Source organism: Butyrivibrio sp. FCS014 (assembly GCF_000526935.1).
Classification (GTDB): Bacteria; Bacillota; Clostridia; order Lachnospirales; family Lachnospiraceae; genus Butyrivibrio.
In genome coordinates, this window is the sequence record NZ_JAHA01000011.1 from 1 (window position 1) to 20,941 (window position 20,941).

29 protein-coding genes and 1 pseudogene are annotated in these 20,941 nt (G+C 41.4%); 5 read left to right on the forward strand and 25 right to left on the reverse strand.

Going from position 1 to position 20,941, the window contains the following annotated elements:
• The first annotated feature begins 167 nt into the window (after positions 1–167).
• Positions 168–653 (forward strand): hypothetical protein, encoded by a 486-nt coding sequence (locus T456_RS0111385; RefSeq protein ID WP_024866258.1) that lies wholly within the window; start codon positions 168–170, stop codon positions 651–653.
• 695 nt (positions 654–1,348) lie between these two features.
• Here the strand turns inward: T456_RS0111385 and T456_RS23150 are convergent.
• The 8 genes from T456_RS23150 to T456_RS0111435 all read right to left on the reverse strand — a co-directional run bounded on the left by T456_RS23150 (position 1,349) and on the right by T456_RS0111435 (position 8,793).
• Positions 1,349–1,582, reverse strand: a complete 234-nt coding sequence (locus T456_RS23150) for a hypothetical protein (protein ID WP_242835944.1) — start codon at positions 1,580–1,582, stop codon at positions 1,349–1,351.
• A gap of 572 nt (positions 1,583–2,154) precedes the next feature.
• A complete protein-coding gene (locus T456_RS22480; RefSeq protein WP_155838082.1) occupies positions 2,155–2,310 on the reverse strand; it encodes a hypothetical protein in 156 nt (51 codons plus the stop codon).
• A gap of 26 nt (positions 2,311–2,336) precedes the next feature.
• Entirely contained in the window at positions 2,337–4,592 is a 2,256-nt protein-coding gene (locus tag T456_RS0111410) for an InlB B-repeat-containing protein (RefSeq protein WP_024866259.1), read from the reverse strand.
• Between the two features lie 94 nt (positions 4,593–4,686).
• Positions 4,687–4,983 carry an STAS domain-containing protein gene (locus T456_RS0111415; protein ID WP_024864928.1) on the reverse strand — a complete coding sequence of 99 codons (297 nt, stop codon included), beginning with the start codon at positions 4,981–4,983 and terminating at the stop codon, positions 4,687–4,689.
• Positions 4,984–5,009: 26 nt separating this feature from the next.
• On the reverse strand, positions 5,010–6,221 hold the full coding sequence (locus T456_RS0111420) for a hypothetical protein (RefSeq protein ID WP_024864929.1): 1,212 nt from the start codon (positions 6,219–6,221) through the stop codon (positions 5,010–5,012).
• Between the two features lie 26 nt (positions 6,222–6,247).
• On the reverse strand, positions 6,248–6,736 hold the full coding sequence (locus T456_RS0111425) for an RNA polymerase sigma factor (protein ID WP_024864930.1): 489 nt from the start codon (positions 6,734–6,736) through the stop codon (positions 6,248–6,250).
• A gap of 16 nt (positions 6,737–6,752) precedes the next feature.
• A complete protein-coding gene (locus T456_RS0111430; protein WP_024864931.1) occupies positions 6,753–6,995 on the reverse strand; it encodes a hypothetical protein in 243 nt (80 codons plus the stop codon).
• A gap of 325 nt (positions 6,996–7,320) precedes the next feature.
• Positions 7,321–8,793 carry an ISLre2 family transposase gene (locus T456_RS0111435; RefSeq protein WP_024864352.1) on the reverse strand — a complete coding sequence of 491 codons (1,473 nt, stop codon included), beginning with the start codon at positions 8,791–8,793 and terminating at the stop codon, positions 7,321–7,323.
• Between the two features lie 133 nt (positions 8,794–8,926).
• Here T456_RS0111435 and T456_RS0111440 point away from each other — a divergent pair, with 133 nt between their 5' ends.
• The gene (locus tag T456_RS0111440; RefSeq protein WP_081748974.1) at positions 8,927–9,625 is read left to right on the forward strand and encodes a YgjV family protein; all 699 of its coding nucleotides are present in this window, start codon (positions 8,927–8,929) and stop codon (positions 9,623–9,625) included.
• Here the strand turns inward: T456_RS0111440 and T456_RS0111445 are convergent, their stop codons facing one another.
• A complete protein-coding gene (locus T456_RS0111445; protein WP_051464962.1) occupies positions 9,626–9,862 on the reverse strand; it encodes a hypothetical protein in 237 nt (78 codons plus the stop codon). It lies immediately after the preceding gene.
• A gap of 195 nt (positions 9,863–10,057) precedes the next feature.
• On the opposite strand from T456_RS0111445, the gene pta reads away from it, so the two are divergent.
• Positions 10,058–11,041 (forward strand): phosphate acetyltransferase, encoded by a 984-nt coding sequence (gene pta, locus T456_RS0111450; RefSeq protein WP_024864938.1) that lies wholly within the window; start codon positions 10,058–10,060, stop codon positions 11,039–11,041.
• 59 nt (positions 11,042–11,100) lie between these two features.
• Here the strand turns inward: pta and T456_RS0111455 are convergent, their stop codons facing one another.
• From T456_RS0111455 to T456_RS23160, 5 genes are all read right to left on the reverse strand, one after another.
• A complete protein-coding gene (locus T456_RS0111455) occupies positions 11,101–11,853 on the reverse strand; it encodes a GGDEF domain-containing protein (protein WP_024866260.1) in 753 nt (250 codons plus the stop codon).
• A complete protein-coding gene (locus T456_RS0111460; protein WP_155838083.1) occupies positions 11,834–12,520 on the reverse strand; it encodes a hypothetical protein in 687 nt (228 codons plus the stop codon). Before T456_RS0111460 ends, T456_RS0111455 begins: the two co-directional genes overlap by 20 nt.
• A gap of 214 nt (positions 12,521–12,734) precedes the next feature.
• On the reverse strand, positions 12,735–13,259 hold the full coding sequence (locus tag T456_RS0111465; protein ID WP_024866262.1) for a hypothetical protein: 525 nt from the start codon (positions 13,257–13,259) through the stop codon (positions 12,735–12,737).
• Positions 13,260–13,306: 47 nt separating this feature from the next.
• Complete coding sequence (locus T456_RS23155) at positions 13,307–14,038, reverse strand: GGDEF domain-containing protein (RefSeq protein ID WP_242835946.1); 732 nt, start codon at positions 14,036–14,038, stop codon at positions 13,307–13,309.
• Between the two features lie 121 nt (positions 14,039–14,159).
• Positions 14,160–14,498 (reverse strand): hypothetical protein, encoded by a 339-nt coding sequence (locus tag T456_RS23160; RefSeq protein ID WP_024866264.1) that lies wholly within the window; start codon positions 14,496–14,498, stop codon positions 14,160–14,162.
• 584 nt (positions 14,499–15,082) lie between these two features.
• On the opposite strand from T456_RS23160, the gene T456_RS23365 reads away from it, so the two are divergent.
• Together T456_RS23365 and T456_RS0111490 are read left to right on the forward strand one after the other, a co-directional pair.
• Positions 15,083–15,205, forward strand: coding sequence for a hypothetical protein (locus tag T456_RS23365; RefSeq protein WP_278246920.1), 123 nt, complete (start codon positions 15,083–15,085; stop codon positions 15,203–15,205).
• Positions 15,201–15,620, forward strand: a complete 420-nt coding sequence (locus tag T456_RS0111490) for an extracellular solute-binding protein (protein WP_081749084.1) — start codon at positions 15,201–15,203, stop codon at positions 15,618–15,620. The genes T456_RS23365 and T456_RS0111490 overlap by 5 nt, the downstream gene beginning before the upstream one ends.
• Here the strand turns inward: T456_RS0111490 and T456_RS22485 are convergent.
• From T456_RS22485 to T456_RS0111535, 11 genes and pseudogenes are all read right to left on the reverse strand, one after another.
• A complete protein-coding gene (locus tag T456_RS22485) occupies positions 15,615–15,791 on the reverse strand; it encodes a hypothetical protein (protein ID WP_155838084.1) in 177 nt (58 codons plus the stop codon). The genes T456_RS0111490 and T456_RS22485 overlap by 6 nt on opposite strands.
• A gap of 490 nt (positions 15,792–16,281) precedes the next feature.
• Positions 16,282–16,449 (reverse strand): nickel insertion protein, encoded by a 168-nt coding sequence (larC, locus tag T456_RS24345; RefSeq protein ID WP_197026889.1) that lies wholly within the window; start codon positions 16,447–16,449, stop codon positions 16,282–16,284.
• Positions 16,439–16,576 (reverse strand): nickel insertion protein, encoded by a 138-nt coding sequence (gene larC, locus T456_RS24350; protein ID WP_442855976.1) that lies wholly within the window; start codon positions 16,574–16,576, stop codon positions 16,439–16,441. Before larC (T456_RS24350) ends, larC (T456_RS24345) begins: the two co-directional genes overlap by 11 nt.
• Positions 16,560–17,060, reverse strand: a pseudogene (gene larC, locus T456_RS23370) (nickel insertion protein). The gene larC (T456_RS24350) and the pseudogene larC (T456_RS23370) overlap by 17 nt, the downstream one beginning before the upstream one ends.
• 459 nt (positions 17,061–17,519) lie before the next feature.
• Entirely contained in the window at positions 17,520–17,795 is a 276-nt protein-coding gene (locus tag T456_RS0111515; protein WP_024866270.1) for a hydrogenase maturation nickel metallochaperone HypA/HybF, read from the reverse strand.
• 346 nt (positions 17,796–18,141) lie between these two features.
• Positions 18,142–18,282, reverse strand: a complete 141-nt coding sequence (locus T456_RS23170; protein ID WP_242835948.1) for an ATP-binding protein — start codon at positions 18,280–18,282, stop codon at positions 18,142–18,144.
• A gap of 140 nt (positions 18,283–18,422) precedes the next feature.
• Positions 18,423–18,539: a DUF815 domain-containing protein gene (locus T456_RS24090; protein ID WP_334291125.1), complete on the reverse strand. Its 117-nt coding sequence runs from the start codon at positions 18,537–18,539 to the stop codon at positions 18,423–18,425.
• Positions 18,540–18,753: 214 nt separating this feature from the next.
• A complete protein-coding gene (locus T456_RS24095) occupies positions 18,754–18,846 on the reverse strand; it encodes a DUF815 domain-containing protein (RefSeq protein WP_334291126.1) in 93 nt (30 codons plus the stop codon).
• A 746-nt stretch (positions 18,847–19,592) separates the two neighbouring features.
• Positions 19,593–19,808 (reverse strand): hypothetical protein, encoded by a 216-nt coding sequence (locus T456_RS0111525; protein ID WP_024866271.1) that lies wholly within the window; start codon positions 19,806–19,808, stop codon positions 19,593–19,595.
• A 173-nt stretch (positions 19,809–19,981) separates the two neighbouring features.
• Entirely contained in the window at positions 19,982–20,296 is a 315-nt protein-coding gene (locus tag T456_RS0111530) for a hypothetical protein (RefSeq protein WP_024866272.1), read from the reverse strand.
• A gap of 232 nt (positions 20,297–20,528) precedes the next feature.
• A complete protein-coding gene (locus tag T456_RS0111535; protein WP_155838087.1) occupies positions 20,529–20,816 on the reverse strand; it encodes a hypothetical protein in 288 nt (95 codons plus the stop codon).
• Positions 20,817–20,941 lie beyond the last annotated feature (125 nt).

Here is a 20,941-nt window from a genome sequence, read left to right on the forward strand (position 1 = left end):
CTCCTTCATAGGGCAATCCATTGCCTCCAGCTCAGCGTCAATAAAGGCAAGTACATCGTCAAGATTATCTACTTTTGCAACAATGTTAATCTCTTTCATACATTAGCTCCTAATAGGCTTTTAGATGTGTTTATGCTATTCTTAATGGAATAAGCGAGGTTCATATTATGTATATAAATGTTCGAAAACATATATTGTCAAACGCAATCCTCGGAGTTGCACTTGTAAAGATACTGGCTGCCTTTCTGGAATTTGCTTTGAGGCTGATTCTAAGAGGCCGCCAATACAGCTCTCCGGACATGCTGGATGCCATTTTATGGAACTGTCAGCTGGCAATTTCCGGAATACAGATTATTGTCACTGCTTTTATTTTCTACTATTCATGGAAAAAACTCAACCACTACATCAAACACCGTTCCAAAGGAGGATCGAGACAAGTATGGGAGAACTCCAGAAGGAGTTTCTTGGGGGACAAAATCGCATCCCTATCTGTTTCTTCAGTTAAACCGCCTGCAGGCAGCTTTGGGCTGTTATTTTCATTGGAGCGGAAATGCCTTTACGTTTTTACATCCATAATGTATCGCCGTTTCATCGGAATGTTGGATGGAATGCCCTCTCCGGAAGCTCCAGCCTTACTGATGGCACTTTTGTGATGTTATATAACATGAACCCACGGCTTTAAATATCTTTGAGATGCTCTCGGGCAATTCTTCTGGGTGTCGTCATGACAGGAATCTTTCTTAATGACCGTGCCATGAAAACTGGTCTTCATTTGCGATTCTGGCTCTTTTCCTCATTTCATTTGCGGTATTGCAGATGCAGACCGTAAAACCTTATGGGTCGAGAAAGTCGGTATAGTCTGGACATCCATTATCTACCACATCACTGAAACGGTTGGCCTTGTTCTTCTTTTCACTTTATCTGTCCAGGCATTACAAGGGCCTGTAAGCATATTTCACCTACAGGTCACTTATTATTCGTCAGTCATTATCCGCATCCGTTCAAGTCCAAAAGCGATCCGGACCTGCCGATCCAATACCTCCTCCGACATGTCAAAGCCCCAGCGCATCTATATCATCCATTAACTCCTATCTGAGCATACTTTTCATTGTCGGTACAGCTGATAACCATGTACGGGCGATTGTCCTCTTCGAACTTTCGCCTGATCAACACGGTAAAATTTATCGCCATACTTAAAGGTCGCCTAAGCCCAAACTTTTCCCGGTTTCTTTTCATTAATATCCAGCGGTACAGCGCCGTTTTTCTCAAACAGCAACTCCACCAAAAACCAGCAATCTTTCTCGATCTCGTCTTCTGTCATGCCTGTTTTTTGCTCCTCACAAACATATCAATTGTTATTTTCTTCTATTTTGCGCACCCGCTCAGCTTCATCCAGGACTTTCTGTACCCAATCCGGGTCCGGATCACATATTCTCAGGACTCTATAGCCATAACTTCTGGCATTCTGCTGAACTACCTCTTCATCATCAATGTGAAGCGATATTCGATAGTGGCTTGGCATTTTCTGCGGCAAAGTAACATCACGATTCTCCCTGAACTTCTCTTTTGTGTCTATATCCATTGACAATCTGGTCGAAGTGAATATTGTAATGCCTAAAAAGTGCATTTATATAAACTTCAGTCCCTGAAAGAAGAGGTATATACCCACACTTCAAAACCCCCGTCGTTGAAGTTCATGGATAAGCTCTACCGTTCCTTTCCTTAACCGTTCAGGGAACATTCTATTGAGGGGGAACCGGAGTTCCGGCTCCACCTCAAAGTTGTCCGGCGGAAACAAACAAAACCTCATCTAAGTCAAACGAAATTTTCATGTTGCTTCCTTTTTACATAATTACACTTCTATTGTAACATTATTTTGATAATCTGCGTTGTTTTCTAAGTGATCTCCTATATGAAACCAGAGCAGCAAAGCAGATAACCGCAAGAAACAAGTGCTATAAATGTAATTATCGCAAACCTTATGATCAGTTTATTTATATTAATCGCCTCATATGCAATCGCATATTCTGAGAATTTGTCCTGTCTTAAATGTAATGGTTGTAGGGTCATCTGTTCCAATATCATCCAGTATATCTACAGATCCATTATGAATATCTGAGCACACAGAACTTTCTTCCTGCCTTCTGATACTCTTCAGGAATCGGAAATCATAACCTCCAGCTCCGCTGCAGTATTATTGATGATCGATGATGTTCCGTCGCTTGTCTTCATGATAAGGAAGTCGAAATAGGTGATTGCCTTATATCCAACCTTCTTTCTGCATGGCCGACTTAATGGAAGTATCAACATACTCGGAATTCTCGCTGATATCCACATTAAAAGGATATTGGCGTACCGGTAAGCACAGCAAACTTCTCGTCATCAGAGAGCGTCTCAGCAACTACACGCTCAAAATTAAGCAGTGTCGGCTTGCTGTAATACAGCTCTTCCGATGTTTCCTGAGGATTTTCCGCATAAGAGTTATTGATTGTTATCTGCAATGTTCCGTCTTCAAATGCCTCTCTGAGCATAGGATATACAGCGTCATCCCTGATAAGTCTCTTAACGGTTTCCTCGTCAAGATTATGCTTGGCCATTACGCCTGTTGTAACGATGGTGCCGTCTGTTGTCGGGCTTTCATCTGCCGGCGTATAAACATCCTCGTCATATTCCTCGCCCTCAAGACTATCCTGCTTCGGAACCTCGGCATCAATGATCTGCTGCTCGGGAACAGCACCTTCTGCAGCAGTTTTTTCATTATATTCTGTCTTCTGGACAGGCTCTGCCTTCTTGGTTGTTGCCGATTTAGCAGTCTGAGAGTTTTTAGAGGAAGGCTGCGGTGCGGGTGCAGGTTTTTTCTCAAAGCTTACTGTAATGGTATGCCCGCCGCGAATATTGTTGAAAGTATAGCTAGATACAGCACCTATATTCTTTCCGTCAATAATAACAGCAGATATGTTATAATCAGCCTGCGGAACCATGTTGTAAGTCAGACTTGCCCCCTCAGGAACCAAATAATCGCCGCTTGGTATGATGGATCCTCCCGCATTGGTAATGCCGGAAACCAGCTTATATGTCGTGGCATTCTTCTTCTTAAAGTTTGCAACAACATTTATGTCGCTCTTAATCTCATTGATAGTATACTTGGCATCCCTCGATACAACCTGACTGTTTATGGTCCATCCTGTAAACTCATATCCATCATATGCCTGTGCTCTGAGTTCAACCTTAGTTCCCTTGTTATAGGTGCCTGCACCTTCGTATTTTCCTGTATCCTGAGGATAAACCGATACATTAACATTGCATTTATCCCTGCTGAATACAGCCTGGATGTTCCTGTCACTTGTAATATTATTCAGCTCCAATGAAGAAGCTTTGCTGATGGTCTTGCCATTCTCTACAAAACCTTCAAAGGAATAGTTTGCCTTTGCTTTGGCGGTAAGCGTTATCTTTCCGCCATAAGGTACGCTGGCACTGTCTGTAATGGTTCCACCGTCCCCGATGTTTACTGATGTTCTTACATAACAAGTGTTTCTTGAAAAAACAGCCTCAATATTTCTGTCTTCTTTAATATTTGAAATGGTAACCTGCCTTGCATTTGAAATAAGAGCCTTTCCTTCATACCACCCTTCAAAATTAAAGTTATTATTGGGAGATGCGGAAATAGTACAGCTTCCGCCGTCTTTTACAGCTCCTCCGCCGGCAACAGCTCCGCCCTCAGAGGGGTTTGCGCCAACATATACATAATGATCTACTGCACTTATAGTTACGATGGCACTGTCCGTTACTGATGAATCCTGAACAGATGTAGCTATGACCGCAAAAGAACCGGATGTTTCATCACTACTTATCTGAAGAAGTCCATCACCATTTATAGTAGTACCGGTACTCTGCTGTCCGGCTATTGACCATACAACGGCTTCATTATATCCATTACCACCCGAAACAGCAGCCTGAAATTTATAGCTCTTTCCTGTCGGAAGCGAAACTGAACCGGGAGTGATATCGACGCTTGAAACATATGGCTCATTTGCTTTAATGGTCATTGTTACAAGAACTTCCGCTCTGTGATGTCGCCTGTAATCGTTAAGTGAAAAGAACTGATACTTTGCAGTGTACTTACCTGCAGGAAGATTCGTATTGGGCTTAATTGAAAATGTCGTTGTTGCTCCGGGCTCAAGATCCCTCTCCCCTTTTACGAGAGCAACGTCAAAAGCCGTACTCTCATCAAATTCTTCCCAAGTAAGCGGTATAGTTGTAAGACCGATGTTAACTATACCTATTTGTTTATCGCTTATGCTGGTTCCCTGATACACACTGCCAAAATCCACATTTGGTGTATAGCAGGTCAAATCATAATTATCAAACGGATCTGACTGTTCTTCCTGCTGACGCTCAGGCTCAGGTTCAGTAACCTCCTGTTCTGTAACAGGTTCCGGAACAGTTTCCTCAATAGTATTCTCCGGATAATCGCCGCCCTCTTCAGCATATACTCTGATGATCTGAACCGCTGTAATACTGGACACGACTACGCAAGCTATCAATAGCACCGCGCATATTCTGATAAACACATTCTGCAAAGATTCTTTCATTCCTCATTTCCCTCTCTAAAAAATACTTTTTGACATTCAATCAGTCCTATAAAACAATAAGCAAAAGGCCAGGCCTCTTGCTTATTGGGTTGTTTTACTCGATTGTAAGGATGTCGACGAATCCGGTTACTTCAAAGATCTCATTGATCTCTTCGCCTACATTCTTGATGACCATGCTACCCTGCTTGTTCATCACCTTCTGAGCTGAGAGAAGAACTCTCAATCCGGCAGATGAGATGTATTCCAGCTTGGAGAAATCAAATTCAAGCTTCTCTATTCCCTCGAGAGCTGTCTTAAGCTCGTCGTCCAACTGTGGAGCAGTTGTAGTATCAAGTCTTCCCTCCAACGCTACTGTAAGGTCTTTTCCGTTTGCAATTTTGTTGATAGTCATAAAAGTGTCTCCTCTCTAAATAAGATTCATGAATTAAGGTCATAAACTATTGTTATATCTATTCGATCGCCCTTAACACCCACAAGGACGTCTTTCGCAAGACTAGCTACGATGGACTTCTCCAACTCATCCCAGGCTTCTTTTGCGCTGTCATTACCATCCAGGGCATCCGTCAGCGCGTCCTTATACTCGTATAACGACCACATAATACCGGAATCAGCCATTCCTTCTACGCTTCCGTACATACCCATGGTACCATAATTTACGTACCCGCCGCCATATTTTTGCTGTAAACTCATAACTTCTGAATAGTTAAGAAGGCTATTCTCGATAATATCGCTTACCTTGCCCATAAAGCCATGTACAGATGTGTTTTCCTTGTCTGTTGCGATTTTCAGAAGACTGTCCTTTTTGGAGGCATCCATCTCTGTCTTGCCTGTTAACCTTAAAGCACATTCTTCTTTATACTTCTCGAACCAGACTTCAGCATGATAGTCCATAGTCATAGACTTTAGCATTCCCAGGGTTTCCTCAAAAAGAAGCTTCATATGAAGCGTATCCTTCGGGGAAAGCTGCAGGCTTTCTATAAGGTCATCGCCCTTTTCCAGAGTTTTTGCTTCATCCAGCTTGGTACTTTCGATAAAAGTATACTCTGTCTGGGTTTGGGGCTTTCTGGAACCGATAGCACTTAGGGCCTCGGAGAAATCCTTGGTAACCTTCATCTCTATCTTATCCTTATTAATACCCACCTCAATATCATCAGCCAGTTTAGCAACGAGCGATCTCTCCAGATCTGCCCATGCTTCCTGTGAATACTTGTCTTCCTCTTTTTTGTGCCTCAGTTCTTCCTCATAATCCTTCAGAGACCATTTCTCGGCTCCCGGAGCTTCCATTGTGAACATGGACACCAGCTTTCCGAAAAAGCCTTGTTCCATGCTGTTCTCGCCGGTAGTCGATACTGAAATCAACTCTTCCTGTTTGGACTTGTCGATATGATTATCTGCTGTGAGATATATGTATGAAACTCTGGAATTTCCCTCTACCCAGAACTCCATTAATCCATATCCCATAATAGACTTTGCAAGCCTGAGTACCTCTTCAGACAACAGTTTAAGCCTAAGAGCACCTTTTCCCTTTAGACCCACATCAAAGATATAGTTCTCAATCAGCTCCTGTGCTGTGTCCATCTTGGTTTCAAGATTGGCAATTTTGATATGCTCAGATTGAACGTAACGCATGACCCCTCCTTGTGCAATACTTGTTATTATGACGCCAGCATCTCATTGAGTCTGCCCAGCGCTTCTCTATGTCTTAGCTTGGTCACTCCATAAGACAGATGCATAAGCTCTGCCACTTCCTGGAGAGTATATCCTTTGTAATACCTAAGAACTATGATATCCATCTGTTCCTGAGGCAGATCTTTTAAAGCTTTCGCAAGAAGTGAGAGGTTCTCCTGGCTGAGGACCTCTTCCTCTACGGTACTTCTTTCATCCGTCAGATCCTCCGGTATTTCGGAATGGATGTGATTAGTCCTGTAGAAATCAATAACCGTATTGCTTGTCACCGAATAGATCCATGTGGAAATGCTTGCTTTTGAACTGTCGTAAGTATCCAGCTTCTGATATATCTTTACAAATACATCCGCACAAAGATCCTCAGCGTCCTCGGGACTGTTTACGTGATTTCTGATGTACGCAAAAACCTTATCTTTATACTGTAGGTAAATCTCTTCCTTGGAAAGTGCCCCGCTCATTAGAAACTCCTAGTGTTTACGGCCTCTTGTCGGGAATAATTGGGTTTGATACCACACCCGCCTTATTCTTCTCCTTGGGCCTTAGTTCTTTCATCCCAGCCTGGTCAGGTATCCCTGCTGCAGCAACAAACTCCAGCTCATCGTCCGAAAGTGCCCGGCGTTTGTCGGGGTATCTTGACTCAACATCACTAATAATGTCGGCTAGTTCTGAATTGGATTCATATTTCTGATAATCAAACAATCTTGCTATTTTGTTCATATGCGCCTCCTGTGAAAAGCAGTTGTATTGTATTCTGTAAATTTATACGAACTACCCGTCACTATGGCAAAAGAATTTTCATGTATTTTATTTTATCATAGTTTTTTACCAATTAACGACGGCGTAAATTTACTGTAGGATTCGAAAGGGTAGATTGCCCCTGTGATCAGTTCAGATGTTCAAACCTTACTCATTATAGCGCCTGGTTGGAGGACAGTTCAAGGCTGTCATTCTAATCCTTGGTCTGTAGTCAAGCAGATCAAGGATAGGTGTGCGCTCTGGCGCACTTTATTCAAAGGCAGAGGCGTCAGCCTCTGGCTTCCTTTTAGAACAGTTTCCAGATGTAGTTATGCATTCCGATGCTCATCCACTTCTTCAGCTCTGAACTAAGCTCTACCTGTATGCTATCGACATACTTTCCCCACGCCGGATGGGAATACTGTTTTTCTCTTACATGCGCTACTACAGTCTCTACTTCTTCTGCCCCAGCAGCCTTAGGCATTACTGTCTTCTGGTAACGCACAAGTTCCAGCATATCCCTTTTGTTCCATGTATAGGCACTGAGTCTTGCCATCTTATCAGCGCCTTTTCGACTCCAGCCCATTGGAGTCATGCTCATTCTTTTTGACAGGACATGACTGACATGACCTTCAGTACTACATCCAGGAATCCTCCTGTATCTAAGCCTTGTCTTGGCTGCAGACCAGTTATCAAGTATATAATCAGCGCCTTCTTGCACACGTTTCATTTCCTTGTCGTTTGAGGCATGATATTCAAGCATATCTACCACAGACAGGAAATCTTCCTTACTTCCATCCTTGATCATTTCACAGAGAAGCTTTCTGGCATCATCAGCACTATCCATCAAATGGTTTGTCATCTTTATCAGGTATTTTTTGAGGTGGAACTCGTCCATCACATATGTGATGCCACTTATCCTTTTTCCCCCAGCCTTAATCCAGGCTCCACCATCTGCTCCTAGGTATATCCTCTTTATGCTGCTTATGTCATAGTTGTTGTCAATATATGTGTAGACTTCATCCCAGAGTTCACTGTTTGCTTTGCCTTCATAAGAACCACAGAAGAAATGGGCATTAACAAGGTGATGTCTTGTACTCTTGGGAGCATCCTTTTCAATGCCCTCATGAACATAGATAAGCTTGTTTATCATTCCATTGAGTTTTCTTCCATACTGGTTGACCTGGAGATCCCCCTTTTCCTTCTGGAACTGAAGCGACACATGATCTTCATCAGCCTCTATATACAGATACTCAACCTTGCGTTTTCTGCCTCTTCTTTTCTGTTCCTTGGGGAACTCGAGAGCATGTATCTTATCCTTTACAGTCTCTTTGCTGACCTCATCAAGGATGCTTGCTGCTTGTCCACCTTTACGATAAGAGGTCTGAACGCTCTCTGATAAGAGCTGTGCTATGGCATCTTCTGACATCCTTTCATGAGGGTCAAATGAAAGCATGTCATCCAGTAGATATCTGCGTTCTCCAGTCACCTTGTTCTTAAACAGTGTCTTGGAAAACATAACCTTTCCAATTGAGGTGATAAGAGACTTCTCGTCAGTCCTTACCACTTCCCATCTTTCCTTTCTCACAGGACTGTCTTTTAATATCTGGTTGCAGGTTGTAAGGGTTTCAGAAATGTAATCCAACGCCATCTGAAGCGCTTCATTCCTGACCTTGTATATGAAACCTGCAAAGTCTCTCGGATCCTCTGAAAAATCTTTTGATGCCTTCTGAAGATTTGGTACTCCATTCTCAATAAAATGCTGTATACTATTTAACACAAGGGGACTCCTCCGTTTGGTTATTTTGGCTTGGACACCGTAAATAACTATATCACGAAGGAAATCCCCTTTTTCAATTAATCCTACAAAAACTTTACGCTAGCCCAATTAACAATCTATCAATCCACTTATCATGCCTAATTGCGTAAAAAGATGTATTCTGATAACATTTATTATAGTAAAAACTGTTCTTACGAGAGGGATTGATATGACAAATAAAATGATAATTGAAGCGATCGGATACACAGGATCTGCATTAGTGCTGATTTCTTTTCTCATGGTATCGGTTGTAAAGCTGAGGATAGTGAATTCAATAGGAAGCATTATATTTACTGTTTATGCCTTCATCATCCATTCATATCCCACAGCAATCATGAACCTTTGCCTTGTTCTCATCAACATTTATCATCTGGTTAAGATGAGTAATACAAAAGAATCCACCAGAAGCTACGATCTTGTATCCGTCTCAACTGTGGATTCCTTCTTTACTTATACAATTGATAAATTAAAAGAAGATATACTCAAATTCTTCCCAAATACGTCCTTGGACTTTTCCGATGCGAATACTGCCTTCATTATATGTCATGAAGGTGCCCCCTGCGGCATTTACGTGGGCAAAAGAAATCCCGACGAAAATTCTGTTATTGAAACCCGCCTGGATTATGTAACCCCCGAATATCGCGACTTCTCCATTGGAAGCTTTCTATTCTCTCAGCTGCAAAGGCAGGGAATCAAGGCTGTGACCTATAGCGGCCCCGATACCCTTAACAGCGAATATCTGAAAAAATACGATTTTGTTAAGTCAGGGGATCAATACATTAAAAACCTGTGATCACTGACCCTCCGGATCCATCATCATTCTTATGGTATCGATATCGTTAGCCGTAAGCTTGATGTTGGATTCCAGAGTTCGCCCATCTTTCGTTGTAACTTTCATAGCTATAACCGTACCCTCTTCAAGGGCATGATCTTTAATTGCAGTCAAAAAAGGCAGAACCTTAGGATGTTCCTGCTGAAAAGTCTGTATTCTCTGCTGTAATTGCATTATCATCATCGGATTCATATTCATAGTCTTTTCTCCTTGTATACCATAAGTATACCCTTCTTATTAATATTTTAAATGTTAGTTAAAAAACAATCAAGATTTCTTGAGCGAAATCAAACTTTTTTAATATTTATTGTTCTATAATACGACTTGCGCATTTTTGCATGTATGCGCTTACAAAGCAGCAAATGTCTGATACATATTAAGGAGGATAAATAAATGTACGGATTTGGCGATATGATTCAAAAGCTTAAAAAAGACCCCAAAACCCTTGTATTTCCCGAGGGATCTGATCCCAGAATTCTCGAGGCCGCATCAAGACTTCTTGCCGGAAACTTCATTAAGCCCATTCTTCTCGGAAATGTAGACGAGATCAACAAGGCTGCTGAAGATGCCGGATACAATATCAGAGGCGCCGAGATAATCGATCCTGAAAACTACGACAAATTCGACGAGATGGTTGCAGAGTTCTGCGAGCTCAGAAAAAGCAAGGGAATGACTCCCGAAAAGGCTATTCCTATTCTCAAGCAGACCAACTATTTCGGAACAATGCTTGTTAAGATGGGACTTGGCGATTGTCTTCTTGGCGGTGCAACCTACTCTACAGCTGATACTGTAAGACCTGCGCTCCAGATCATCAAGACCAAGCCCGAAAATACCATCGTTTCATCTTGCTTCATCCTTGTTCGTCCTTCAGCTACCGGTGAGAACGAAGTCATTGCGATGGCTGACTGCGGCATCAATATCAACCCCAACGAGGACGAGCTTGTAGAAATCTGCGGAGAGACCGTAAACTGCGCTCAGAGATTCGGTGTAGACCCCAAGGTTGCATTCCTTTCATTCTCTACAAAGGGCTCAGCCAAGGATGATACAGTTACAAAGATGCAGAACGCAACCAGAAAAGCTCAGGAGAAATACCCCGAGATTCCTATCGATGGCGAGCTTCAGTTTGACGCCGCTGTTTCTCCTCGTGTAGCTAAGCAGAAAGCACCCGGATCTTCAGTAGCAGGTCATGCCAACACCTTCATCTTCCCTGACATCAATGCCGGCAATATCGGCTACAAGATTGCTCAGAGAATGGGTAACTTTGAGGCATACGGCCCTATTCTTCTGGGACTGAATGCTCCTATCAATGACCTTTCAAGAGGATGCAATGCTATTGAGGTTTACTCAATGGCAATCATCACTGCTTCTCTTGCATAATATATAAGGTATCTGATGACAAACCCCTTCGCCTTGACTGGCGAAGGGGTGTTTTTTTATTAATCGGATCTAGGCCTTCTTCGATTGTTCTTTTTATAGTAATTTGCCTTATCCTCGTACATTTTCTTATCCGCCTCCCTAAGCAGCTCTGATACTTCTTCGGAATGAGCGGTCCAGCTACCTCCAAGCGCCACCGAAAGGTCTTCTGCCTTTCCAAAGTCTTCTGCAAGCTCTTTATATCTCTTTTCAAATTCAGCCTTAGTGGAATGAGGATAAACTACCACAAATTCATCGCCACCGGCCCTATATACATATTCATCACCAAAGTGCGAAACCAGAATATTGCTCAGGCGCTTTAAGAGTTCATCTCCGGCTTCGTGACCTTTTGTGTCATTAACTATCTTTAGGCCGTTAGCATCTGCATATATAACCCCAACTGAAGTATCAACCCCATGTTTTAAAACCCGGATAGCGCGTTCCAACGTGCTGCGGTTTCTGACATCGCAAAGTCCGTCATAGGTGCTCTTTCTCTCGATCTCTCTCATCAGCCTTCTTCTGTTATATTCGGCAGTAATAAAATAGGAGATAGTATCGAACAATTCTCTGACATCAAGGCCTTTACTGTTTGAATAATCAGTGCACCCAAGATAAGCAGCCAGTTGAGCATTATCATACACCGGAACCTCAACAATATTGTGAACCCCAAAGTCATTCAGTATCTGATATATCTTTTTATGGCCGCTTTTTAATGTCTCTACATCGTCTACAACCAGGCTTGTTGCACCAACAAACTCATTTTCCCAGTTCAGCATATCCGCTCTTTTTCATATTCTGAAAAGCTGTTATGGCCGGCTTGGTAGATGCACTTGTCCACTCATGAGTTTCGGAATATACACTCCCGTCATCCCTGCTTTCCACAAGGTAGACCCTTCTTGCTCCAATGGAATTTCCTATCTTATCAAATACCGCATCCACTGCCTCATCAAACGGAAGGCCGCCATGAAGTAACTTCGTGCAGGCTATTATAAGGTCATCTGTTCTCCATTCTCGTCCAATCCTCTCGCTGGTAAGTCTTTCTTTTGTAATGTCCTCAAATATGACGGCGCATCTGCCCTTACCCGCAGCTTGACTTGTATTGGCAAGAACCCACTTGTCATTGTGCTCTGCAAAATATGACACTTTTCCGTTCTCATTCTTATATGCGGCTTTGTACACATATTCCACGAGCTCCGGATTATGCATTATCTCTTTTCCGTAAACAGATATCCCCGGGCTGTCTGCCAGCTTAACTCCCATTAGCTCATCCAACTTTTTACTGGCAAACATACATTTTATGTCATATATTTTATCAACATCCTCGCCATCAACTTCAAAAATGCCATAGGCCAGAGGCATTTCATTTATGAGCCGGACATAATCATCCCTGATAAGTACATGCTCCATGGAAGCATCCACTCCTCGGACACATGAATAGACCATATTTTCCTCTTCCAGGTTCGTCCGCATAATGATATAGGCCTTCCATTTGTAATCATCCCCCAGCAAAGCGGTTTTATAGAAAGAGATGAGAAAACGCTTACCTGACTCTCGAAATCTCCGTACAATCTGTTCTCTGTCAAAATCATTTAGAAAAGCTTCTCGTTCAGAAGGATGAATGTGGGCTTCAGCATAATTGGCAAGGTAAGAGTCAAAATCATAAAACTCCAAGCCTATATTCATTATCTACGGAATTATACAGCCTCCTGATCTTGTTGCCGTTAAGATCCAGAGCATTAATGTAATCATACAGAGAATAAAGATTCTGCAATGCTTCCTTTCTCTCAGCTTCGACTTCGGACCTGTCATGCTCTGATAAGTTAAAAAAGATAACTTTACACTTAACATATCGTATGCTATCTTTAACCTCTTCACAGTACATGCTGATTTCGATATATTTGCCTCGTATTACAAAGTCCATTGTTTCTACTTTTCCGGACTTTAAACATTTGTCTCGAAACTCAATGAATTTTTTGTGAACTCCATGTTCTGCGCTGTTAAAGAATCCTTCTGCCACCTCGAGCGAAGGCACTCCTATGGATTTTAGCTCATTAATATAGGCCTCATTGGCTTGTACAACAATCACTCTTTCGCCTCTGAACTCCATATTGGCCATGGGAAGATCATCATTTGAAAGAGTAAAACCATCCATAAGATATTGCTCTATAAGCTTCTTGTCCATAGATTACTAACCTCTAGTGTTTGTTAACCTGTCGTCTGTCATGTTCCTCATAGAAAACTGGCTTTTTCTCTGTACATTGCCTCATCTGCCTTCTTTATAAGGTCATTTATTCCTTTGGAAGACTTACTCCAGGCATAGCCTACCGAAAGAGAGACTTCCTTACTATTCTTCAATAGTATCTTAGCAATCAATTCTTCAAACTTTTCTTTTTCTATATCCGGAACGATTGCAACAAACTCATCTCCTCCAATCCTATAACAATACTTCTTTTTGAATATGCTCCCAAACATCATTCCTATATCAATAATTATCTGGTCTCCGGCTTCATGACCCTTCTCGTCATTTATCAATTTCAATCCGTTTATATCTGTATAACATATTCCTACCGGAGATGTCTGGCTGGAAAGCGATATAATTGCTTTATTAAGCGCGTGCCTGTTACCCAGTCCTGTCAGCGCATCGTGACTTCCCAGGAATACCAGCTCATCCTTCAGCAACTGATTTTTAAGCTGCGTACCTACAAACATAGCGATTGTTTCCATTGCACGAACCGTCTCAATCTGCTTTTCAAGGGAATAGTTATCTGCAATAAGATAGCCCAGTATCTCCTCTTTATCCTTCAAAGCTGCCACCATATATCTCGACACCTGCCCTGCAAGGTATTTTGAATACAGCTCAGGCTGAGTATCCATTACCGCCGTCATATCATCTCTGAAAAATACTGTTTTATCCCCTAGAACGCCGTTAAATATCCTGGCCATTTCAAACTCTTCAAACATCTTTCTGGCCGGCAGATCTGTCGAGCAGGATTTGCTTACCCACTCATACATTTTTTCAACTTTCTCTCCATTAGTTCTGACAACATAGACCATATCAGCATCAAGGGCCTGACCAACAATCTTAAGTGCTCTTTTTAATTCCTTTACCAAAGTCCGATGTAGACACAGCTTTGGCACACTCAATCACAAGTTCATTGGTATTAGATTCACGGGCTCTGATTTCAGAATCTCTTTTCTCAGCAGTGGCATCATGAATAATAAAGGCGCAAAACCCTTTCTGATAAACCGGAACAGCCCAGAAGTCAAACCATTTATCCAGTTGACTGTTATATGTTCTGTTTATGGATGATTGACGCAAAATAGCAGCCTGATAACTGAATTTGATCCAGTCCTCATCATGATTTCTGACTGTTTTATAAAATGTCGAGCCAATCAGCTCAGCTGTCTTTGTTCCTGTCATGGCAGCATATTTCTCGTTGGCAAACAAAATAACATATCTTTAACTGTACCGAACGGATCAGTCAATACTTTGAAAATACAACATGCATCCGGTAAGTCCTTAAGCATGTACAAAATATCACTCGGAGCAAACTCTACCATCGGCAGATATCCTATCTTTCCTTCGTTATTGTTGGCCGGCATACTATTCTCCTTGTTGTTATAATGTTTGAATTTATCCATGATAATTATACTACAAAGCGTATATATTTAGTGCTATAATTACACTTTTTCTCACAAACGATATGCGAAATTTAATACTAAATTACCTAATTTTTAACACATTTATTAAATTGATATGCTATCATTCAGGTATACTGGATACTGATTTATCGGAGGAAGATATGATAAAAAGGAAAAATGCAATATTGATTATATGCATTTTAATCTTATTGTTATCGTTGATTGGATGCGCCAATTCACAAAGTCTTAGTCAGAAAAAGCGCCGGCCAAAAAAACACAATAACTATCGCAGCCAGAGATGGATCTCATTCAGAAATCATAAGCGCCGTAAAATTCAAGTTTGAAAAAGATTACAATTGTATAGTGAATATCGTATCTCTTGACGCCAAGGAACTTAGAGACACTATCATTGATGACGCAAATAACGCCGAAGGAATGTACGATGTTATTATGATAGATGATCCGTTGATGCCGGGAATATATTGAAAAAAATGTTCTTTGGAATCTCACTCAGCTAGGATATTCTGATGACGAAGACTTTGTGGAAAAATCCAGACTTCTCGGAAAGGATCCATATCCTCTTGGCGCCACCTATGCGCTTCCATTCTCAGGAAATGTCCAGCTCATTTTTTATAATCAGACTGTTACAGGAGCTGATCCCCGTTTAGACAACTGGTCCGATATACTATCTATTTGTCAAAACGCAAAAAGAAACGGAAAAATGGGATACGTAATACGAGGTCAGGCGGGTAATCCTATCGTTTCAGACTTTCTCCCTATATTATGGGCATTCGGGGGTGAATTGTTCGATGAAACCGGCAAGGTTGTAATAGACTCGCCTAAGGCTAAAGAAGCCCTGGTATTTTTTCAAAAGCCTATATGGCACCGGTGCAAATTATGATAAAAACGCTCTTACTTCCGCTATTTCGCAAGGTGATGCTGCCATTGCTCTGGGCTGGCCCTCATGGTTTATTACAGGAAGCGGGCCGTCTGCATCTATTGCCCCAATACCCGGGAAGGTAACACCATCCTCGGACCCCTGCGCCACAGGCGAGATTGGTAACTGGCTCATAGGTGTCACCAGCAATTCCAAAGAATCCGGAACTTGCTCTGCAGCTAGCCATTTATCTCACCAGCGAAGAAGTCCAGAGAGAAGCATTAGTTTACGGAGGTATTCCCACAAGGAAGAGGCATATTAAAGACAAAAAAGTCATTGCCCAATACCCTTACTTTGAGCAGATCTATAACGGAACAAATAATTCACGGTTAGACCAAGGACTGCCAAATGGTCTCAGATTGAAGATGTCTTTGGAGCAGAGCTTGTTAAATATATTAGCGGAGAGCAGTCAGTCGACGACACCCTGATGCATTCACAGGTAAAAATTGAAACTTATATCTGCCAACTGAATATTTGACAAAAAAAGCCTAAGCCGGATTACGGCTTAGACTTTTTTACTCTCTTATAATATCCTCTTATCTCTTTTCTCAGACTCATGATCGACCTGCCAGTTCTTCTGGCTATCCCGGCCAGATCATCATATTCAACCTTTTCTCTTTTTATATCATATCCGTAGGATTTTTTTACTCTGACTTGCCCCGTATGGCGTATCCACAGTCTTTACTTCTCTGGAAAGAACAAATCTGTTACATAGATTCTCCCGGATTCCTATGGTAGTAGTGTGATTAAATATAGTTTTAACAATCGCATCTCTGCTGTCTTCATGGCACAATACAAACCAATAAATACTCCGGGCCTGTTTCTTTTTTCATACCAATCGATATTGTATATGCTTCGACCGCTCCTGCTTCAAACAGCCTTTCAGTAGCAAATGCCACTTCTTCAGGAGTCCATATCATCAATATTACAGGACAGCTCGATAATGCGTTCAAGCTCTTCACTTGTTTCGCCCAAGATAGCCCTAACCACAATTCGCCTGAGCAAAAATCCTTTTTGCCCCATTCCGTATCCTATCTTATTTACCCCTCATTACAGGCTGGGATGAAAATTTCAAAAGCAAAATACTTAAGCAGTGCTGCTCCGGTAAGGTGTACACAACTCTCCTGTATTATCCGATGAATATATTGGAATCTCTTTCAACAGCTCTGCTGTAAGCAGGAGCTGAACCGGAAGTATTCCGTGTGCGGTCTTTACGCTTCCTCCGCCTACGTTCACAGGCGAAAACCAGCACTTTGTCCGGAATCGAAGTTCATGCATCAGACAACACACCGCTACTATATCAGCAATAGCATCCAACTCTCCTACTTCATGAAAATGTATCTCAGATACGGGTTGTCCGTGAACCTTGCTTTCTGCTTCTGCAAGAAGCTGATATATCTCCACGAAATATCGCTCTTGGTCTCTTTTGATAATCTCAAGTTTTCAATTATTTCTTCAATGTCGGTAGAGAGTATGCTGCGCGTGATGGTAGCTGCCCTCATTCACATTTGCACCCTTTATACTGTGACCGCTTTCATGATCAGATGCATCTTCTGCGTGCTCCTCTTCTCCCTCTATAAGCGCGGAAAGATGTCTTCCCACTATCCCAACACTTTGTAACTTTCCTCAAGGACATATTCTACTTTCGGGAATACCAATGTCATTAAGCTTTGCCCACTAATTCCTGCTTGTTCTCAAAAAAGATCAAGCAGTGAAGCCGCAAGCATGTCCCACCGGCAAGCACCCCCATCTTACATTCCAAATATAACGTTCTCATAATGTTCCCTCTCAGTCCTTCTATGACAACATTGTTAAGGTGTTACTCCTTTGCCCTCAATGATATGTGCTTTTCTTCCTCCGCACTCAGGGCACAAAATATCTATTATCCTTGTTTGGAAAATACTCACAGCCACATTCTTCACAAAGAGCCTTTACCGGCACCTCTCTGCAAATAAGTTCTGCGCCTTCCAGGATAGTTCCTTTAACCGCATCAGGATAATACTTGTGCATATAATATGGCATAACTCCACTGGTCTTGCCAATTAGTACCTCAATCTCTTTGACTTTTTTAGCATTATTATCCTGTGCAACTTCTATGGCCAGAGACACCATACGGGAAATATAGCTCATTTCATGCATCTGTTCTTCTCCAGCTACGTAAAATCATATATTTTATTATCATTTTATTACATTTTTATTGAATATGTCTTGTTTTCTGCAATAATTATATATAGGAGGTGCGATATGGCCCATAATATAATGATCACATGCATGGGGTGCGGACGATCTTTTATTGCAAGAAACAGTTCTAATCCCTTCTGCTGCAAGACCTGCAAAATCAGATACTCATATCATTATACATTTAAATGCAGGGAATGCCGCAATGCATCCTGTGAAGTTCGCAATAATTCACTACAGGGCTGCGCCTTCGACTGTCCAAACGTTAAAATGGAATCCTTAAAATCCAGGAAGTTATCCCTGGATTTTATTTATCAAATATATTCTTATACATCCTATGTATGTTATTATATCTTATATATTCCCCAAAAGGATGAGTGATAAACTGCTGTGCGGTTCTTCCTGACAGCCCTCCATTGGTTTCATTTCCCACCCTGTCTGCCTCCATAAAACAGTTCTTCCTCCCGCATCGATATTCCATAGCGCTCCGCCAGTTCTGGATACTATGTCGTGATATTCCTGCCTTGAAGGCTTGTAATAACCGATAGTTACACCGAATCGATTGGCCCAAGCGACAGACTTCTCTCCTCATGGTATCAGATCTGTGAATATCTGCATTCTGCCCGTCCATATCATTGCTCTGTCTCTCCATGTCTCACGAATCAAGTGCCTTCTGTTTGATGTGGCATAAATAAGAATGCTTATCCGGCTTAGTCTCTACACCACCTTCATAAACAGCTTTCAGGAACTTATAGTCTATTTCGTCTTCCCTCAAATGAAAGGATCATCCATATAAATAAATAAACTTGTAATTTCTGTTCTTAATCTGAGCTATAAGTTGTGATAACAGCCTGAACTGATGCTTATAAATTTCTATCATTCTTAAGACCGTCACCGTAAAACTGGGTTTACAATCGCTTTAATGCTTGTGGATTTTACCTGTTCCGCTGTCTCCGAATAAAAGGACATTGTTGGCTTTTTGCCCAAGGATGAACGCTTTGGTATTATCTATAGTTTTTTTTTCTCTGAATCTCGTAACGCCACAAGATCATCCAGGCATGACTTTGTCCATATTGCTGATAGGATTAAACACAAAACCTGCCCCGGAGTCACTCTCTCTTATGCGGAAAGCCTTATTCAAGCCAAAAGCACCGGACACCCTATATCTTTTATAAAAAGATGTAACGCGCGGTCAAAAAAACTCTTTTTCATCAGCCCGAATCTTCAAGTTCATCGCTGAGAGTCTTTCTCACTTTCTCGCTTACATTCCCGGTTATACATAAGTTCAGGCTTGTCGATAGCTTTATAATTTGTTATGCAACTGAAACAATCTATTCCCAGTTCTTCTTCAATTTCTGAAAAAATCAAAGGTCAAACAGGCTCTTTGAAAGTGCGAAAAATCATTAATTGCAAAGTGGTTGGACACTTCCGTTCCTTACTCCCAACTTTCTCGCAGGTAAGGCTAAAATGGTATTCTCGTCCATAACAAGAAGATGAAGTCAGATAATTGTGCCAATAAATTCTGGTCAAAAGCGACACACCTTGGTCCCCAGTTCCAAGGAAGACGCTTTATCTGTTGTAACACCTGGCTATCAGATTCTCCTTATTATAGCCCCCCAGTATGATAATTCACGGTAACCATTGACAGCTGGCGTGGAGTATTTCATCCTCCGGCAAATCACCATATATCAGAAGCTTCGCCACTATTCTTTCCATACAATCTCCATTATTAAATTGATATATGTTATATAATATATATCAATTATCTAAAAGCATCTTCTCCAGGTCATCCATGTCTAAGTTCTCGCGGTGCTCAAATCCCATAAATCCGCCCTTGCGGTGGCTTTTTAGTTCAGCTTTTTTCAGATAATACTTGTTTTTAATGCAACTCTTCATAAAAGCATGGAATTTCAATTGTTGTAGGATTAATCCTGCATATATTCGTATGTCAAGTTTTATGCTTTCGCAGTCCATAGTCGGCTTCTTCTGCTATTTCACGAACTTCCTTTAGTTTAAAATCTGCATGCATGAGTTCATATTAATTCATCAAGGAAATTCATCCTTTAACTTCAGCACTGAGTTTTTACCGGTTTCCTGCTTACTTGCAGACTTCTTATTAACAAAAAATCTTACCCCAACCTGTCTTTCTACCGCTTTTTGATTGGCTCATATTCCACGATCAGTGATGTTTTCTTATTCAGCTCGTCTCTGACCTGGTGACAGTACGTTTCTATTAAAAATCTTATAATTCTTTGTAACATCGTCTGCCCTGATTTCTCTGCCAGAAGCTCAATTCTGTCATAATCAGGAATTTTTTTCTCAAGCTCAGTCTTTATTTCTTTTGACCCCCCGGTAATTAATAATTCCCAAGATCTAATTTGAGTTCCGTAAGTCATGAACTCAAATATATGGCTCCCCGTGTAAATCTTTGTAATATATTCTTTGCGATCATATGCAGACATTAAACATCTCATATAAATCTAAGCGAAATGATATCACTCTTTAAGCTGGATCGTCTCTTCCAGGCTGAGATAATGGTTTATAACCCTTTTGAAGGTTGACAATTTTATCTGGTAAAGGGAATTTATTATACCTGATTTTTACACAGTACCGTTTTTAAAATGAGCGTCCTGTTACAACCTGATGAACCTCAAGTCTTACCGTTCTCTTTATCTTTCATCAGTCAGGTTCCAGTCAAAAATAGTTGACGTCCCTTTTGACCTTGCTGTCGCAGAGAGCCTCAATATGTTTCAATATAATGACCCTGGAGTTGAATATTAAAACATCTGTCGTTAAATCGGATCCTCGTATATTGTCGCAACAGCCATTATTGGTCTCGTCAATAACTATATGTTGCATACCGATGGCAAAGAGCTTCTGGCTCAGTGCCGTTCCTTTGCCCATGGCATTGATAAGCTCATTAGACTTCTGGTAAGTTTTATTTCTTACAATAAGCTGTTCCCTTTTTTCATCCTGCTGCATGAAGCCACCCCAAATTCCTTTTTTAATCACCTTTGACATTATTTAGAGAAAAAAGTGCTGAAACGCTCTTCCCTTTTTACTGCCCTTACGATTATTATATTCCTTTTTTTGTCACTTTCAATAGT

What these genes read in the sequence shown, in the direction of transcription:
- T456_RS23150 (WP_242835944.1), bottom strand. Translation starts at nt 1,582, where the DNA reads ATGGATATAGACACAAAAGAGAAGTTCAGGGAGAATCGTGATGTTACT.
- T456_RS0111460 (WP_155838083.1), bottom strand. Translation starts at nt 12,520, where the DNA reads ATGGTCTATTCATGTGTCCGAGGAGTGGATGCTTCCATGGAGCATGTA.
- T456_RS0111425 (WP_024864930.1), bottom strand. Translation starts at nt 6,736, where the DNA reads ATGAGCGGGGCACTTTCCAAGGAAGAGATTTACCTACAGTATAAAGAT.
- T456_RS23170 (WP_242835948.1), bottom strand. Translation starts at nt 18,282, where the DNA reads ATGGAGGCAGACAGGGTGGGAAATGAAACCAATGGAGGGCTGTCAGGA.
- T456_RS0111525 (WP_024866271.1), bottom strand. Translation starts at nt 19,808, where the DNA reads ATGGACTGCGAAAGCATAAAACTTGACATACGAATATATGCAGGATTA.
- T456_RS22485 (WP_155838084.1), bottom strand. Translation starts at nt 15,791, where the DNA reads ATGAGCCAGTTACCAATCTCGCCTGTGGCGCAGGGGTCCGAGGATGGT.
- T456_RS0111465 (WP_024866262.1), bottom strand. Translation starts at nt 13,259, where the DNA reads ATGGACAAGAAGCTTATAGAGCAATATCTTATGGATGGTTTTACTCTT.
- larC (WP_442855976.1), bottom strand. Translation starts at nt 16,576, where the DNA reads ATGATATGGACTCCTGAAGAAGTGGCATTTGCTACTGAAAGGCTGTTT.
- T456_RS0111385 (WP_024866258.1), top strand. Translation starts at nt 168, where the DNA reads ATGTATATAAATGTTCGAAAACATATATTGTCAAACGCAATCCTCGGA.
- pta (WP_024864938.1), top strand. Translation starts at nt 10,058, where the DNA reads ATGTACGGATTTGGCGATATGATTCAAAAGCTTAAAAAAGACCCCAAA.
- T456_RS0111530 (WP_024866272.1), bottom strand. Translation starts at nt 20,296, where the DNA reads ATGTCTGCATATGATCGCAAAGAATATATTACAAAGATTTACACGGGG.
- T456_RS0111415 (WP_024864928.1), bottom strand. Translation starts at nt 4,983, where the DNA reads ATGACTATCAACAAAATTGCAAACGGAAAAGACCTTACAGTAGCGTTG.
- T456_RS0111410 (WP_024866259.1), bottom strand. Translation starts at nt 4,592, where the DNA reads ATGAAAGAATCTTTGCAGAATGTGTTTATCAGAATATGCGCGGTGCTA.
- T456_RS23155 (WP_242835946.1), bottom strand. Translation starts at nt 14,038, where the DNA reads ATGTTTGAAGAGTTTGAAATGGCCAGGATATTTAACGGCGTTCTAGGG.
- T456_RS0111440 (WP_081748974.1), top strand. Translation starts at nt 8,927, where the DNA reads ATGCCTAATTGCGTAAAAAGATGTATTCTGATAACATTTATTATAGTA.
- T456_RS23160 (WP_024866264.1), bottom strand. Translation starts at nt 14,498, where the DNA reads ATGACAGGAACAAAGACAGCTGAGCTGATTGGCTCGACATTTTATAAA.
- T456_RS0111445 (WP_051464962.1), bottom strand. Translation starts at nt 9,862, where the DNA reads ATGAATATGAATCCGATGATGATAATGCAATTACAGCAGAGAATACAG.
- T456_RS0111515 (WP_024866270.1), bottom strand. Translation starts at nt 17,795, where the DNA reads ATGCATGAAATGAGCTATATTTCCCGTATGGTGTCTCTGGCCATAGAA.
- T456_RS22480 (WP_155838082.1), bottom strand. Translation starts at nt 2,310, where the DNA reads ATGTTGATACTTCCATTAAGTCGGCCATGCAGAAAGAAGGTTGGATAT.
- T456_RS0111420 (WP_024864929.1), bottom strand. Translation starts at nt 6,221, where the DNA reads ATGCGTTACGTTCAATCTGAGCATATCAAAATTGCCAATCTTGAAACC.
- T456_RS0111455 (WP_024866260.1), bottom strand. Translation starts at nt 11,853, where the DNA reads ATGCTGAACTGGGAAAATGAGTTTGTTGGTGCAACAAGCCTGGTTGTA.
- T456_RS0111535 (WP_155838087.1), bottom strand. Translation starts at nt 20,816, where the DNA reads ATGCAGCAGGATGAAAAAAGGGAACAGCTTATTGTAAGAAATAAAACT.
- T456_RS0111430 (WP_024864931.1), bottom strand. Translation starts at nt 6,995, where the DNA reads ATGAACAAAATAGCAAGATTGTTTGATTATCAGAAATATGAATCCAAT.